This window comes from Burkholderia sp. AU32262 (assembly GCF_020419985.1).
GTDB lineage: Bacteria > Pseudomonadota > Gammaproteobacteria > Burkholderiales > Burkholderiaceae > Burkholderia > Burkholderia semiarida.
Genome location: NZ_JAIZRS010000008.1, coordinates 238,132 through 252,244, shown reverse-complemented (window position 1 = coordinate 252,244; position 14,113 = coordinate 238,132). Strand labels below are relative to the sequence as shown.

General features: G+C 67.3%; 12 protein-coding genes. 6 read left to right on the top strand and 6 right to left on the bottom strand.

Annotated features, from left to right (window positions below):
• Positions 1–6: 6 nt before the first annotated feature.
• From LGN10_RS12705 to LGN10_RS12690, 4 genes are read right to left on the bottom strand one after another with little or no spacing between them, the layout of a single operon-like run.
• Positions 7–663 (bottom strand): methionine ABC transporter permease, encoded by a 657-nt coding sequence (locus LGN10_RS12705; protein ID WP_027781522.1) that lies wholly within the window; start codon positions 661–663, stop codon positions 7–9.
• Positions 656–1,840: a methionine ABC transporter ATP-binding protein gene (locus LGN10_RS12700; RefSeq protein WP_226223657.1), complete on the bottom strand. Its 1,185-nt coding sequence runs from the start codon at positions 1,838–1,840 to the stop codon at positions 656–658. The genes LGN10_RS12705 and LGN10_RS12700 overlap by 8 nt, the downstream gene beginning before the upstream one ends.
• Positions 1,841–1,852: 12 nt before the next feature.
• Positions 1,853–3,271: an LLM class flavin-dependent oxidoreductase gene (locus LGN10_RS12695; RefSeq protein ID WP_226223655.1), complete on the bottom strand. Its 1,419-nt coding sequence runs from the start codon at positions 3,269–3,271 to the stop codon at positions 1,853–1,855.
• A 10-nt stretch (positions 3,272–3,281) separates the two neighbouring features.
• Entirely contained in the window at positions 3,282–4,121 is an 840-nt protein-coding gene (locus tag LGN10_RS12690) for a MetQ/NlpA family ABC transporter substrate-binding protein (protein ID WP_226223653.1), read from the bottom strand.
• Positions 4,122–4,555: 434 nt separating this feature from the next.
• On the opposite strand from LGN10_RS12690, the gene LGN10_RS12685 reads away from it, so the two are divergent.
• The 5 genes from LGN10_RS12685 (at position 4,556) to LGN10_RS12665 (ending at position 11,041) form a co-directional block, all read left to right on the top strand.
• Complete coding sequence (locus tag LGN10_RS12685) at positions 4,556–5,920, top strand: 2-hydroxycarboxylate transporter family protein (RefSeq protein ID WP_226223646.1); 1,365 nt, start codon at positions 4,556–4,558, stop codon at positions 5,918–5,920.
• Between the two features lie 203 nt (positions 5,921–6,123).
• The gene (locus tag LGN10_RS12680) at positions 6,124–8,019 is read left to right on the top strand and encodes a sensor histidine kinase (RefSeq protein WP_226223644.1); all 1,896 of its coding nucleotides are present in this window, start codon (positions 6,124–6,126) and stop codon (positions 8,017–8,019) included.
• Positions 8,009–9,370, top strand: coding sequence for a sigma-54-dependent transcriptional regulator (locus tag LGN10_RS12675; RefSeq protein ID WP_226223642.1), 1,362 nt, complete (start codon positions 8,009–8,011; stop codon positions 9,368–9,370). Before LGN10_RS12680 ends, LGN10_RS12675 begins: the two co-directional genes overlap by 11 nt.
• Before the next feature lie 25 nt (positions 9,371–9,395).
• Complete coding sequence (locus tag LGN10_RS12670; protein WP_226223640.1) at positions 9,396–9,725, top strand: DUF3579 domain-containing protein; 330 nt, start codon at positions 9,396–9,398, stop codon at positions 9,723–9,725.
• 464 nt (positions 9,726–10,189) lie between these two features.
• Positions 10,190–11,041, top strand: coding sequence for an alpha/beta fold hydrolase (locus LGN10_RS12665; RefSeq protein ID WP_059582067.1), 852 nt, complete (start codon positions 10,190–10,192; stop codon positions 11,039–11,041).
• A gap of 100 nt (positions 11,042–11,141) precedes the next feature.
• Here LGN10_RS12665 and LGN10_RS12660 read toward each other — a convergent pair whose 3' ends face one another.
• Positions 11,142–11,582: a PACE efflux transporter gene (locus LGN10_RS12660; protein ID WP_059582064.1), complete on the bottom strand. Its 441-nt coding sequence runs from the start codon at positions 11,580–11,582 to the stop codon at positions 11,142–11,144.
• Between the two features lie 101 nt (positions 11,583–11,683).
• Between LGN10_RS12660 and LGN10_RS12655 the strand changes: the two genes are divergently transcribed.
• Entirely contained in the window at positions 11,684–12,607 is a 924-nt protein-coding gene (locus tag LGN10_RS12655; RefSeq protein WP_226223638.1) for a LysR family transcriptional regulator, read from the top strand.
• Positions 12,608–12,799: 192 nt separating this feature from the next.
• On the opposite strand, the gene LGN10_RS12650 is transcribed toward LGN10_RS12655, so the two are convergent.
• Positions 12,800–13,774 (bottom strand): LysR family transcriptional regulator, encoded by a 975-nt coding sequence (locus tag LGN10_RS12650; protein ID WP_059641588.1) that lies wholly within the window; start codon positions 13,772–13,774, stop codon positions 12,800–12,802.
• Between the last annotated feature and the right edge of the window lie 339 nt (positions 13,775–14,113).

Here is a 14,113-nt window from a genome sequence, read left to right as displayed (position 1 = left end):
CGTCGCTCAGGTACGCCGGGTCACGCGTCGGACCAGGCGGTCGCCCGTGATTTGCACGGCCGAGACGAGCGCGATCAGGATCACGATCACGGTCGCCATGACGGTGGTGTCGAAACGTTGATAGCCATAGCGGATCGCGAGATCGCCGAGGCCGCCCGCGCCGACGGCGCCCGCCATCGCGGTCGAGCCGATCAGCGCGACGACGGTGATCGTGAAGCCGCCGAGCATGCCGGGCAGCGCCTCCGGCAGCAGCACGTGCCATACGATGTGGCGGCGCTTCGCGCCCATCGCGAGCGCGGCCTCGATCAGCCCGCGATCGACTTCGCGCAGGCTCACTTCGGCGATTCGCGCGAAGAACGGGATCGCGGCGATCGACAGCGGCACGACGGCCGCCCACACGCCGATCGTCGTGCCGATCAGCACGCGCGTGAACGGCAGCAGCGCGACCAGCAGGATGATGAACGGCGTCGAGCGGAACACGTTGACGAGCGCGCCGAGCACCGCGTTCACGCCGCGCCGCGCGTAGATGCCGCCGGGCGCGGTGGTCACGAGGATCACCGCGAGCGGGATGCCGATCAGCGCCGCGATCGCGGCCGACGCGGCGACCATCGACAGCGTGTCGCGGATCGCGTCGAGCAGTTCGGGCCACCAGAGCTCAAACATAGCCGAGCACCTCCGCATGATTCGCATGACGGCGCGCGCGCTCGAGCAGCGCGGCGACCGCCGCGCCGTGCGCCACCGACGCGCCGGCGTCATCCGCACGCGGCGTCGCGGCGATCACGAGCCGCCCCTGCGCGTGCCCCTGGATGCTTTCGATGCCGCCGTGCAGGAACCGCACGGAGCCGCCGAGCGCCGCCGCGAGCGCGCCGACGTCCGGCTCGCCGCCGCTCTCGCCCGTATAGCGGACGTCCAGCACGATCCGGGCGCCGTCGGGCAGCGCGGATTGTTCGGGCAGCGGCCGCACGCGCGCGGCCAGTTCGGCCGGCAGATCATGCTGCAGCGTGCTCAGCAGCGCGCGCGTCGCGCCGTGGCGCGGATCGCCGAACACGCGCCACACGGGCCCCGTTTCGACGACTTCGCCCTGTTCGATCACCGCGACCGTGTCGCACACCGCGCGGATCACCTCCATCTCGTGCGTGATCAGCACGATCGTCAGACCGAGGCGGCGGTTGATGTCGGCGAGCAGCGCGAGGATCGATTGCGTGGTTTCCGGATCGAGCGCCGACGTCGCTTCGTCGCACAGCAGCACCTCCGGATCGTGCACGAGCGCCCGCGCGATGCCGACGCGCTGCTTCTGCCCGCCCGACAGGCTCGCCGGATACGCGTCGCGCTTCGCGGCGAGGCCGACGAGATCGAGCAGCGCGTCGACCTTGCGCACGCGCTCGGCCTTCGGCACGCCGGCGATCTTCAGCGGCAGCGCGACGTTCTCGAACACCGTCTTCGCGGACAGCAAGTTGAAATGCTGGAACACCATGCCGGTGCGGCGCCGCAACGCGACGAGGCCGTCCTCGTCGAGCGCGCCGACGTCGACGCCCTGCACGCGCACGCGGCCTGAGCTCGGCCGTTCGAGGCCGTTCAGGAGCCGCAGCAGCGTCGACTTGCCGGCGCCGCTGCGGCCGATGATCCCGAACACCTCGCCGCGCCGCACGTCGAGCGTCACGTCGCGCAGCGCGGCGGCCTGGCCGCGCGGCGTCGCGAATACCTTGCCGACCTGCTCCAGCGACACGGCCGCGCCGTCGGCCGGCGTCACCGCTTCGTCATGCGCCGCCGCACCGCCGCCTGCCCCGGCCCGCACGGCCGACGCCTCGATGAAACCCAGCGTATCGAACAATTGCGTCATCGCTTCGCTCCGTCACGTTAAGGCATGCGCGGGATGCGCGGGTTCGGCCACGGCCGCCGGCCGATGCCGCGCGCCGGTGTGCCAGGCGGGCAGGCGCGGGCCCGCGCCGAACAGCTTCTCGCGCAGCGTCGGCGCGGGATCGTAGTCTTCCTTGTAGACGCCGCGATTCTGCAGCTCGGGCACGACCCAGTCGACGAAATCCTCGAACGACTCGGGCATCACGGTGCGCGTCAGGTTGAAGCCGTCGATGCCGGTCTCGTCGATCCACGACTGCAGCTCGTCCGCGACCTGCGACGGCGAACCGACGATCGGCGCGTAGCGGCCGCCGAGCGACATCTGTTCAAGCATCCGGCGCACGGTCCACGTGCCGGTCGTGCTCTTGCGCGAGATCGCGTCGACGGCCGACTGGATCGAATCGGTCTTCACGTACGAGATCGGCTCGTCGAGGCCGTACTTCGCGAAGTCGATGCCGGTCGAGCTCGCGAAATGCGCGAGGCCGGCTTCCGGGCTCGCGTAGCGCCGGTATTCGTCGAACTTTTCGCGAGCGAGCAATTCGGTCTCGGCCGTCACGACGCTCACGCCGGCAAAGATCCTGATCGACGCCGGGTCGCGCCCCTGCCGTGCGGCGGCCGCGCGAATGTCGAGCGCCGCCGCGCGCGCCGCGGCCTTGCTCTGCCCGTTCACGAACACGCATTCCGCGTGACGGCCCGCGAACTCGACGCCGCGCGCGGACGAGCCGGCCTGGTACAGCACCGGCGTGCGCTGCAGCGACGGTTCGCTCAGATGAATCGCATCGATCGAATAGAACGGCCCGTCGTGCTTCACGCGCCGCACCTTGCCCGGCTGCGCGAACACGCGCGCCTGCGCGTCGCGGATCACCGCGTCGTCGTCCCAGCTCTGTTCCCACAGCTTGTAGACGACGTCCATGTAGTCGTCGGCGCGCTCGTAGCGGTCGTCGTGGCCGATTTGCTGCGCGAGGCCCATCCCGCGCGCGGCGCTGTCGAGGTAGCCGGTGACGATGTTCCAGCCCACGCGCCCTTTCGTCAGATGATCGAGCGTCGACATGCGGCGCGCGAACAGGTACGGCGGCTCATAGGTCAGGTTCGCGGTCACGCCGAAGCCGAGATGCCGCGTGACCTGCGCCATCGCCGGCACGAGCAGCAGCGGATCGTTGACGGGCACCTGCACCGACTCGCGCAGCGCGGCGTCCGGCCCGCCGCCGAACACGTCGTACACGCCGACGATGTCCGCGAGAAAGATTCCGTCGAACTTGCCGCGCTCCAGCGTCCTCGCGAGATCGGCCCAGTAGTCGAGATCGGTGTAGTGCGCGGAGCGGTCGCGCGGATGCGTCCACAGCCCGTGGTTGATGTGCCCGACGCAGTTCATGTTGAACGCGTTGAGCAGGATCTTCTTGCGGTTCGCCGTCGTCATGCCGCCTCCGTCACCATGCGATCGCGTACAGCGAGCCGAACGCGTTGTCGAGCGCACGGCGCACGGCCGGCGAATGCTGGTAGATCGAGATGAACTTGCGGATGCGCGCGTCGTTCGCGCTCTCGGGCCGCACGACCCACTGGATCGCGAAGTTCTTGTTCTCGGTGCCGTCGAACAGCAGCGCGCTGTTCGGGTCGGTCGTGCCGGCGAGCTTGATGAAGCTCGGGTAGCCCTGCGCGAGATCGACGTCATCGAGCGAACGCGCGAGCTGCGACGCTTCGAGCGCGATGATCTTCAGGTGCTTCGGGTTGGCGACGATGTCGTGCGTCGTCGCGCGGTAGTCGGCGCCCGGCTTCAGCGTGATGAGCCCCGCGCGCTGCAGCAGCAACAGCCCGCGCCCGCCGTTGACCGGATCGTTCGCGATCGCGACGCGCGCGCCGTCCTTCAGCTCGGCGAAGCTTTTCACCTTCTTCGAATAGAGGCCGATCTTCATGATCGTGCCGGGGGCGATCGAGATGAAGTTGTAGCCGCCCTGCTTCTTCGCGTTCTCGAGAAACGGGATGTACTGGAAGTAGTTGACGTCGATGTCCTTGTTCGCGAGCGCCGCGTTCGGCGTATTCCAGTCGGTGAATTCGACGATCTTCACGTCGAGGCCCTGCTCCTTCGCCTCCTTCGCGGCGATCTTCAGCGCCTCGATCTGCGGGCTGGTCGAGATGCCCACCTTCAGCGGCGCGGTATCGGCGCGCGCGCCGTTCAGCAGCACGACGCCGAGCAGCGCGGCCGTCAGCAGGCGGGCCAGGCTGGCCACACGGCCGGCGGAAAAGCGGGCGGAAAACACGGGATGCAGCATGGGAACCACTCTCCTGTCCAAAGACGGTATCGACGGATGAGCGACGCCGCGGCGAACGCGCGGGCGTTCTCCGGACAGTCGTCGTCGCATCGGAAAAAGATCAGCCGATGATAGAGAGCGGCGGGTGGGCGGTCTACGAAGCGATTGTGCGAAGAAAATCGCGCGCGGCGATATGGCGGGCGGCGGCCCGGGCGGCTGGCGTGGCCGGCCGCCCGGGCCGCCGCCAGGCCGAAATCTCGGCCTGAGCGCCGCGCCGATTCCGAATTCTCGGCCAGCCTGTCTGGAAAACCCTTTCCGCAGACGAAACGAATCCCTTATGAATCAATGCATTAAAAATATTCCGGCAGGCCGGAATACTGGCACGGGGGTTGCGTAATAGACGGCACACGATGCCGCGAAGCAATGCAGGCATTCCAAACATCAGGAGACACGTCTTGCAGACCTCTATCCACACCCCGTCCCATCCGGAACCGATTGCCGCCGCCGGTCCCGCCACGCGTGAACGCTTCTGGCCGGAAGGCTGGTGGAAGCTGATGGAAATCCGCATCGGCATCATTCCGCTGCCGATCTACGTGATCCTGTTCGGGCTGATCGTCGGCTTCGCGGTGACGGGCAAGGTGCCCGGCGAGATCTCGATGGCGATCGCGGTGCTCGCGTTCTTCGGCTTCACCTGCGCCGAACTCGGCAAGCGCCTGCCGCTGCTGCGCAACATCGGCGCGGCCGCGATCTTCGCGACCTTCGTGCCGTCGGCGCTCACGTACTACCACGTGCTGCCGAAGCCGGTGCTGAACCTCACGGTCGAATTCACGAAGTCGACCAACTTCCTGTACCTGTTCATCGCGTCGATCATCGTCGGCAGCATCCTGAGCATGGATCGCCGCGTGCTGATCCAGGGCTTCGTGAAGATCTTCGTTCCGCTCGCCGCCGGGTCGGTCGCCGCGGCGATCGTCGGCACGGCCGTCGGCACCGCGCTCGGCCTCGGCGCGCGCCACACGCTGCTGTACATCGTCGTGCCGATCATGGCGGGCGGCGTCGGCGAAGGCGCGATTCCGCTGTCGATCGGCTATTCGGAACTGATGCACCTGCCGCAAGGCGAGATGTTCGCGATGGTGCTCCCGTCGGTGATGCTCGGCAGCCTGACCGCGATCATCCTGTCGGGCGCGCTCGACATGCTCGGCAAGCGCCTGCCGCATCTCACCGGCAATGGCCGCCTGCAGGTCGGCGAAAGCGGCGACATGACGCCGGAGAACGAGGAGATCCGCGGCCACGTCGACGTCACGCACATCGCGGGCGCCGGCATCACCGCGATCACGCTGTATCTCGTCGGCCTGATGGCGCACAAGCTGTTCGGCCTGCCCGCGCCGGTCGCGATGCTGTTCCTCGCGGTGCTGGTGAAGCTCGCGCGCGCGGTGTCGCCGCCGCTGCAGGAAGGCGCGTTCGTCGTCTACAAGTTCTTCTCGACCGCCGTCACGTATCCGCTGCTGTTCGCGATCGGCGTCGCGATGACGCCGTGGGACAAGCTGACCGCCGCGTTCACGATCGTCAACGTGGTCACGATCGTGTCGACCGTCGCGACGCTGATGGGCACCGGTTTCGTGGTCGGCCGCCTGCTGAAGATGTACCCTATCGACACCGCAATCGTGAACGCCTGCCACAGCGGGCAAGGCGGCACCGGCGACGTCGCGATCCTGACCGCCGCGAACCGGATGCAGCTGATGCCGTTCGCGCAGATCGCCACCCGCATCGGCGGCGCGATCGTCGTCACGGTCACGCTGATCCTGGTCGCGCACTTCGGATAACGCGCGGCCGCGCGCACCGTCGCGCCGGCTGCTTCGCACGCGCCGCCGCCGGCCCCTGCCGGCGCGCGGCGCGTGTCGTTCGGGGAGGGCCGGTTGCGGAGGGCCGGTGGCGGACGGCCGGTGGCGGACGGCCGGTGGCGGACGGCCGGTGGCGGACGGCCGGTTGCGGAGGGCCGGTGGCGGACGACCGGTAGCGGGCTTCGATGAGGACGAACGTGCAGAAGAGCTTCAAGGGAATCCCGTGGTGGGGCTGGGCTTCGGCCGCGGTGCTGTACGTCGGCGTGGCCGGCGCGGCCGTCGATTTCGCGTGGGAACGCGCGATCGACGCGCTCGAGGAGGCCGGCGCGCACCGGCTCGACCTGTATGCGTCGAGCCTGAAAAGCGAGCTCGGCCGCTTCGAGATCCTGCCCGGCCTGGTCGCGCGGCAGGACGGCGTGCGGGCAATGCTGAAAGCCGCGCCGAACGATGCGCCCGAACTCGTGCATGCGGTGAACACCTACCTCGAAGCCGTGAACCGCGACGCGGGCAGCGGCGCGGTCGACGTGATCGATCTGCAAGGCGACGTGATCGCCGCGAGCAACTGGAACGAGACGATCAGTTTCGTCGGCACCAACGTGTCGTACCGGCCGTATTTCAAGGACGCGCTCGCGCGCGGCAGCGGCCGCTTCTTCGGCATCGGCACCAACACCGGCGTGCCGGGCGTCTACTTCGCGAGCGCGGTGCGCAGCGACGGCGCGCCGATCGGCGTCGCCGCCGTGAAGATCAGCGTCGACCCGCTCGAATCGGCGTGGCGTGCGCCGGGCGTCGCCGCGATGGTCGTCGACAGCAACGGCGTGGTCGTGATCTCGACCGAGCCCGCGTGGAAATTCACCGCGCTGCGCCCGATCACCGCGCAGCAGCAGCGCGACATCCAGGCGTCGCGCCAGTACGCGGGCCGCACCGTCGACGCACTGCCCTATCGCCGCATCGGCGACCACGGCTCGGCCGCGTGGTTCGGCACCTTCCCCGATCCGCGCCACGCCGGCCGCACCACGCGCTATCTCGTGATGTCGCGCCCCGCGCCGCAGGCCGGCGATTCGCTGATGGTGCTGCTCGACATCGCGAGCGCGCGGCGCCAGCAGCAGACGGCGTTCGTGTTCGTCACCGGCGCGTTCCTGATCGTCGCGCTGCTGGTCGGCTATGCGATCCAGCGGCGCCGGGCGATCCTCGCGCGGCTGAGCGCGCAGGACGCGCTGCGCCGCGCGAACGACCGGCTCGAGCTGACCGTCGCGCAGCGCACGGCCGCGCTGACGGCCGCGAACGAGCGGATGCAGCGCGAGATCGACGAGCGCGAGCGCACCGAACAGCGGTTGCGCGCGTCGCAACAGGAAGTCGTGCACGCGGGCAAGCTCGCGGTGCTCGGGCAGATGGCCGCCGGACTCACGCACGAGCTGAACCAGCCGCTCGTCGCGATCCGCACGCTGTGCGACAACGCGCGCACGTTCTTCGAGCGCGGCCAGCCGGCGCCGGCGCTCGCGAATCTCGAACGGGTCGGCAAGCTGGTCGACGGCATGGCCGTGCTTACCGGCGAGCTGAAGACCTTCGCGCGCAAGCCCGACTACGAGCGCGTCGCGGTGTCGCTGAACGAGGCCGTCGCGCATGCGCGGCTCATCTACGACGCGCGCATTCGCGACGAAGGCGTGCGGCTCGACGTCAACATCGCGCCCGGCACGACGGTGTCCGCGGAATCGAGCCAGCTGCAGCAGGTGATCGTGAACCTGCTCGGCAATGCGCTCGACGCGGTGCACGACGCACCGGTGCGCCGCATCGTCATCGAGGCGGCCGAAGTGGACGATGCGGATGGCGCCGGCCGCGTGCGTTTCACGGTGGCCGACAGCGGCGCCGGCATCGCGCCCGACGTGCTGCCGCACCTGTTCGAGCCGTTCGTCACGACCAAGCCGCGCGGCCAGGGCCTCGGGCTCGGCCTCGCGATCACGTCGCGCATCGTCGAGGCATTCGGCGCGCGGATCGCCGCGACGAACCGCGACGAAGGCGGCGCGCAGTTCACCATCGAATTCGCGGCGGCGACGCCGCAACAGAGGACAGAGCATGGAAGATGAGATTCGGGTGCTGGTCGTCGAGGACGATGAAAACGTCCGGATCGGCGTCGAGCAGGCTGTCGCGCTCGCAGGGTTCCCGGTCGACGCGTTCGCGTCGGCCGCCGACGCGCTCGCGCACGTCGCGCCCGGTGCGCCGGTGGTGATCGTGTCGGACGTGCGGATGCCGGGCATCGACGGGCTGCAGTTGCTCGATCGCGTGATGGCCATCGATGCGCAGATTCCGGTCGTGCTGATCAGCGGCCACGCGGACATCTCGACGGCCGTCGGCGCGATGCAGGTCGGCGCGTACGACTTCATCGAGAAGCCGTTTTCGTCGGACGTGATCGCCGGGCGCGTCGCGCGCGCGGTCGAGAAGCGCCGCCTGACGCTCGAAGTGCAGGGGCTGCGCGCGGCGCTGAACAACTGGCAGGGCATCGAGGCGTTCGTGCTCGGCAAGTCGCCCGCGATGGCCGACGTGCGCAAGAAGATCCTGCGCCTCGCCGATACGTCGGTGTCGGTGCTGATCACCGGCGAGACGGGCACCGGCAAGGAGCTGATCGCGCGCAGCCTGCACGACTTCGGCGCCCGGCGCGACGCCCATTTCGTCGCGCTGAACTGCGGCGGCCTGCCCGAGCAGGTGTTCGAGAGCGAGCTGTTCGGCCACGAGGCCGGTGCGTTCACCGGCGCGATCAAGAAGCGCATCGGCAAGATCGAATGGGCGGATGGCGGCACGCTGTTCCTCGACGAGATCGAGACGATGCCGATCGCACTGCAGATCAAGATGCTGCGCGTGCTGCAGGAGCGCGTGGTCGAGCGGCTCGGCGCGAACGACCTGATTCCGGTCGACTGCCGCGTGGTGGCCGCGTCGAAGGCAGATCTCGCCGAACTCGCGGCCGACGGGCGTTTTCGCGCGGATCTGCTGTATCGCCTCAACGTCGCGCAGATCGAGCTGCCGCCGCTGCGCGAGCGGCGCGAGGACGTGCCGCTGCTGTTCGAGCATTTCGTGCTCGCGGCCGCGCGGCGCTTCGGCCAGCCGGCGCCGGTGGTCACCGCCGCGCAGGTATCCGAACTGATGACGCACGCGTGGCCCGGCAACGTGCGCGAGCTGCAGAACGTGGCCGACCGCTTCGTGCTCGGGCTGACCGGCGACAGCCTGCTGTCGTCCGGCGAGGCGCCGGCCGTGGGCAGCACGCTCGCGGAACAGCTCGCGTATTTCGAGCGGATGCTGATCGAGGACATGCTGCGGCGTCACAACGGCAATGTCGCGGACGCGAGCGAGGCGCTCGGCATGCCGAAGAAGACGCTCTATCACAAGCTGCGCCACCTGCGGATTCCCGCGCGCGGCGACGCGGCGGCCGACGGCGGCGAATGACGCGAACGAGGACACGTACTCCGGCATGGATCGCATCGACATCACCGAACACGGCCGCGTCAATGGCCACTTGATCCGCGGCGTCACGCGCGCGCGGAAAACCTTCCGCCCGAGCGACTGGCCCGAGCGCCTGGCGGGCGTCATCACGCTGTTCGTCGGCGAACGGCGGCCCGGCTATCCGTGCGCGCTGTCGCGGCTCGCGATGCCCGTCGTCGACGGCGGCGTCAAATGCCTTTTCGTGTCGGACGAATTGCGCGCCGTGTGCGCCGATGCGTTCGAGTTCGCGATGCAGTTCGCGGCCGACAATGATTTGCCGGTCGAGCTTCAAACCGCGCCGGCGCTGGCGGTGCGGTGACGCGCGGTCGCGTTTGGTGGCCTACTCCTCTGCGGCGAAAAGTGCTTCGAACGCGTTTTGGCACAACTGATGCATGCTTGAGCGCAATTCTTTCGTCATAAATTTGCAGCGTCCGAACCGCCAAGTCACGGATGCGCGGGTTCGATCCATCCTAACGTGGCCATGTGAAATCACTCGGCCACGTTAGGGCTCCCTTACGCATGCCCCATGCGCCCGAAATCCCATGCCGCTTCAAGGCGCCGTGACGTCATGCGGTTCGCCGTCGATAGACGCCCACTCGAACCGTATGCATATAGGGACTGATTAAAGGTCGGCCGCAGCCGTGATCGCAGGACCTGCCCGACAAGGGTTTCCCGCCGAGCCATCAATAAAATTGATCGTCACGATGAAAATTATGCGTTTTCCTTGCAGGTCGCCGTGATGCATAGTTGCGTCGTGTTGACGCACCTTTGAGTCTTTCAGCCATGAACATGCGAATCGAGCCGTCCGTGCTCGCGAACCCCGACCTGCAATTTGCGACGCTTTCGTCAGGCATCAGCCTGCCGTATGTCGAGCGGGGCGGCGGTGCGCCGATGGTGTTCGTGCATGGCTCGCTGTGCGACTACCGCTACTGGGATCCGCAACTCGCGGCGCTATCGGCCCACTACCGCTGCATCGCGCCGAGCCTCAGCCACTACTGGCCGGCCGTCGAAGCGGGCATCCAGGACGAGTTCAGCTGGCAGAACCACGTCGACGAGCTCGCCGAATTCATCGACGCGCTCGATCTCGGCCCCGTACATCTGGTCGGCCATTCGCGCGGCGGCAGTGTCGCGTTCAACGTCGCGCGCCAGCATCCGCACCTCGTCGAGTCGCTGACGCTCGCCGATCCGGGCGGCCCGCTCCAGCAGCCGGGCGTGCGCGAAGCCGCGCTGCCGGCCGCCGCGATCGCACTGCGCACGAAGGCCGTGAACCTGATCGAGCAGGGCGAAGTCGAAGCCGGCCTCGAGATGTTCGTCGATTCGGTAAGCCTGCCCGGCGCATGGAAGAAGAGCACGTCGCGCTTTCGCACGATGGCGATCGACAATGCGAGCACGCTGCCGAAGCAGTTGCGCGACCCGCTGCCCGCGTATTCGCAGCACACGGCTGGCGACATCGCATGCCGCACGCTGCTGATCGACGGCCAGCGCAGCCCGAAGATGTTCCGCCACAACGTCGACACGCTGTCGCAGTGGATCGGCCATGCGCAACGGCAGACCGTCGCCGGCGCATCGCACGGGATGAACGCCGCGAGCCCTGCGGTGTTCAACCGTTACGTGCACGAGTTCGTCGCCGCGTAATGCCGCGGGCGGCGTGCGCGCCGCCTGTCTTCCTCTCTCTTGCAGCAGCGAAACGGCGCGGGTGTCCGCATCGTTTCGCATCCCTCTGCATCCGTCTACATTACGCCGCCGGCGCCGCCTTGCGCGTCACCGCATCCGGCAAACCGAACACGCTGTCGAACGCCCAGTTGTACGCGAACGTGAAGATCGGGAAGAACACGATCAGCACTGCGTCATACAGGAACGCTTGCCATAACGACACGTCGAGCCACCACGCGATCAGCGGAATCAGGAACGTCACGAGCGCGACCTGGAACCCGATCGCATGCACGACACGTCGCCCGACGGTGCGCGTCGTTTCCGCGCGCCGCCGCTCCCATGCCTCGAAGCCGAGGTTGTACAGAAAATTGACGGTGACGCCCGTCGTCGAGATCATCACGCCGAGCACGCCGCTCGTCGCCGCGCTCGCGCCGCTCAGCATGCCGAGCACCGACGACGCGACGAGGATGCCGAGCACCTCGAACATCACGACGTAGACTATGCGTCTCTTCCATCCTTGCATGACCGACCACCTTCATATCGAACAAGGTGGCGAGACTACAGCGGGCACTTCGTCCGCAAAAGTCAGGTCGTTTCAATTTTTCTGACAGGAGCGGGCGGACCATGCTGACCAGCGATCACATCGACATGCTGCTGACCGTCATCGACAAAGGCTCGTTCTCGGCGGCCGCGCGTGCGCTCGGCCGCACGCCGTCGGCGGTCAGCATGGCGATCGCGAACCTCGAGGCCGAGCTCGATCTCGTGCTGTTCGACCGCGGCTCGCGCGAGCCGACGCCGACCGCCGCGATGGCCGCGCTGCTGCCCGACGCGCGCGCGATCGCCGAACGGCTGCATGCGCTGCGTGCGCATGCGCAGCACTTGTCGGAAGGCGTCGAGGATTCGCTGCGGCTCGGGCTCGCCGCCGAAATCGACGGCGCGCCGATTGCGCGCGCGCTGACGGCCGTGGCCGCGAAATATCCGGCGCTCGCGGTCAGCGTCGTCACGGCGCCGCAGGACGCGATCGTCGACGCGCTGCATCGTGGCGCCGTCGATCTTTGCGTCGCGTACGGCGGACTCGATCTGCATCCGCAGGAACAGATTCACGCGCTGTGGACCGAGACGCTGATCGCGGTCGCCGCGCCCGGCCATCCGGCGATTGCCGAAGCCGCGCATCCGGAGGCGATCGAGCGATTGTCCGGGTTCCGGCAGATCGTGATCGCCGATCCGGAGCGGCCGCTCACCGACGTGCGGCCGCTGATCGGCAACCGCACGTGGAAGGTGACCGACATGGCGACCGCGATCGCGCTCGTGAAGGCCGGTCATGGCTGGGCGAATTTGCCGGAGTCGGTCATCGGCCGGTATGTGGCCGACGGCGAACTCGCGTCGCTCGTGTTCGCGAACATTCGCAACGGGCTGCCGTTGCCTGTGTATTTGCGGCGACCGAAACATATGGGGCTCGGCAAGGCGGCAAGCGCGCTGGTGCGGGCGCTGCGGGCCGAACGCGCGGAGATGTTAGCGCCGCCGCAGCCGTCGGAAGGTGCCGAGTGAGATTGACCGTTAGTTGCGGCACGCGGTGCGGTAAAAAGGTTCTTCGGAAATTTCCGTGGACGTCGCCTTCCGACCCGCTGCAGCCATCGGATGCCCCGGCAACTCGACGGCAACGTTCAGTGCCAGGCTGACCTTCGAATGTCCAACTGCATGCACCGGCGAAGGTCCTCAGACAGTAGCACTGACGGGCCGTTACTCCGCGCTTGGGTAACGGACTGCGCAAGCGGGCGCCCCGGGCTGCCCTTTACTCTCTTGACGCGGCGTCAGGAGCCGTTCAAGCAGATCGGGGCTGTCTAATTGCGCAATCCACCAGTTCAAAGCGTTCCCTACCTTGTCCTCGCGCCAAGCGAGGTAGCCATTCGTGAACTCGCGCACACCCACAATGCGGCGCGCGACCAGCCTGCCTTCGTGTATCGGTTCTTTCGCTACGAAATCGGGCAGCATCCCGACAGCGATACCTTCGCACAGTGCTTGCAGTTTGGCTGCGAGCGTCGGCACGATGATCAGCGGCTGTCCGTCACGGGTGGCCACGGATTGCGGTTGCAGTTCGCGAGAAGTGTCACTGATGACAACACCTCGATATCTTGCGATCGTTTCGCTCTCCAACGGCTCGGGCATGCGGGCGAGTGGATGGTCCGGTGCCACGACAAAAACGTGCCGGAGGGTTCCGATTGGCCGGGCCGCGATGTTGGCCGCATGCGGCGGCTCGCCGAACGCCCCGATCGCGAGATCGGCACGCCGCGTAACCAGGGCATCCCACACGCCCCCAAGCACCTCGGTGGAAAGACTTAGCTGGGTATTCATCTCCAGGCCGTAGAAGGCATGGACATACGGCCATAAGGACTGGATGGGCAAGATTGCATCGACGCATAGTCGAAGCTCCGATTCCCAACTGTCTCGAATGCCTTTTGCTTTGGCCTCCAGGTGTCGAGCGGCGTCTAAAAGACGACGCCCATCTTCCACAACAGCACGACCCGCTTCCGTGAGTCTCGCCCGTCTGCCGCCGCGATCGAACAGCTCGACCTCCAGGTCACTTTCCAGCTTTTGCACAAGGTAAGTGAGCGTCGACGGAACTCTATGCAACAACTCGGCCGCCTCGGCGAATGTACCGGTCCGGTCGATTGCATCCAACACTTCGAGAATTTCGAATGACAGCTTGGTCGTCATACAGCAGATACTTCTATTGTTCACAGGATTCACCGCGACGGCCGAGCGGCTTTGCCGCAGCAACGCATCCATGCGGTTGCCCAACCTTTCGGGACTCGCTCGGATGCTGATCAGATGGACAAAGGCGATGTCGTCCCTGAACCGGATACATCTCCCGCATGCTCTCGTTGACGAAGCCTCCGGCCACGCAATGGTCATTGCGGCAAGAGTCTAAGGGACGCGCTGCTGTTTGTCTGCTCGTGGCGTGACGCACAGTTAGCGCATGATTCTGCTCGCGTCAATTTAGTTTCGCGCGAACGAGAGGAGACGCATCGTGCCCGCATCTTCGAGCGTCAGCCG

Coding starts and splice junctions, on each gene's coding strand:
- LGN10_RS12705 (WP_027781522.1), bottom strand. CDS start 663: ATGTTTGAGCTCTGGTGGCCCGAACTGCTCGACGCGATCCGCGACACG.
- LGN10_RS12700 (WP_226223657.1), bottom strand. CDS start 1,840: ATGACGCAATTGTTCGATACGCTGGGTTTCATCGAGGCGTCGGCCGTG.
- LGN10_RS12695 (WP_226223655.1), bottom strand. CDS start 3,271: ATGACGACGGCGAACCGCAAGAAGATCCTGCTCAACGCGTTCAACATG.
- LGN10_RS12690 (WP_226223653.1), bottom strand. CDS start 4,121: ATGCTGCATCCCGTGTTTTCCGCCCGCTTTTCCGCCGGCCGTGTGGCC.
- LGN10_RS12680 (WP_226223644.1), top strand. CDS start 6,124: ATGAGGACGAACGTGCAGAAGAGCTTCAAGGGAATCCCGTGGTGGGGC.
- LGN10_RS12675 (WP_226223642.1), top strand. CDS start 8,009: ATGGAAGATGAGATTCGGGTGCTGGTCGTCGAGGACGATGAAAACGTC.
- LGN10_RS12670 (WP_226223640.1), top strand. CDS start 9,396: ATGGATCGCATCGACATCACCGAACACGGCCGCGTCAATGGCCACTTG.
- LGN10_RS12665 (WP_059582067.1), top strand. CDS start 10,190: ATGAACATGCGAATCGAGCCGTCCGTGCTCGCGAACCCCGACCTGCAA.
- LGN10_RS12660 (WP_059582064.1), bottom strand. CDS start 11,582: ATGCAAGGATGGAAGAGACGCATAGTCTACGTCGTGATGTTCGAGGTG.
- LGN10_RS12655 (WP_226223638.1), top strand. CDS start 11,684: ATGCTGACCAGCGATCACATCGACATGCTGCTGACCGTCATCGACAAA.
- LGN10_RS12650 (WP_059641588.1), bottom strand. CDS start 13,774: ATGACGACCAAGCTGTCATTCGAAATTCTCGAAGTGTTGGATGCAATC.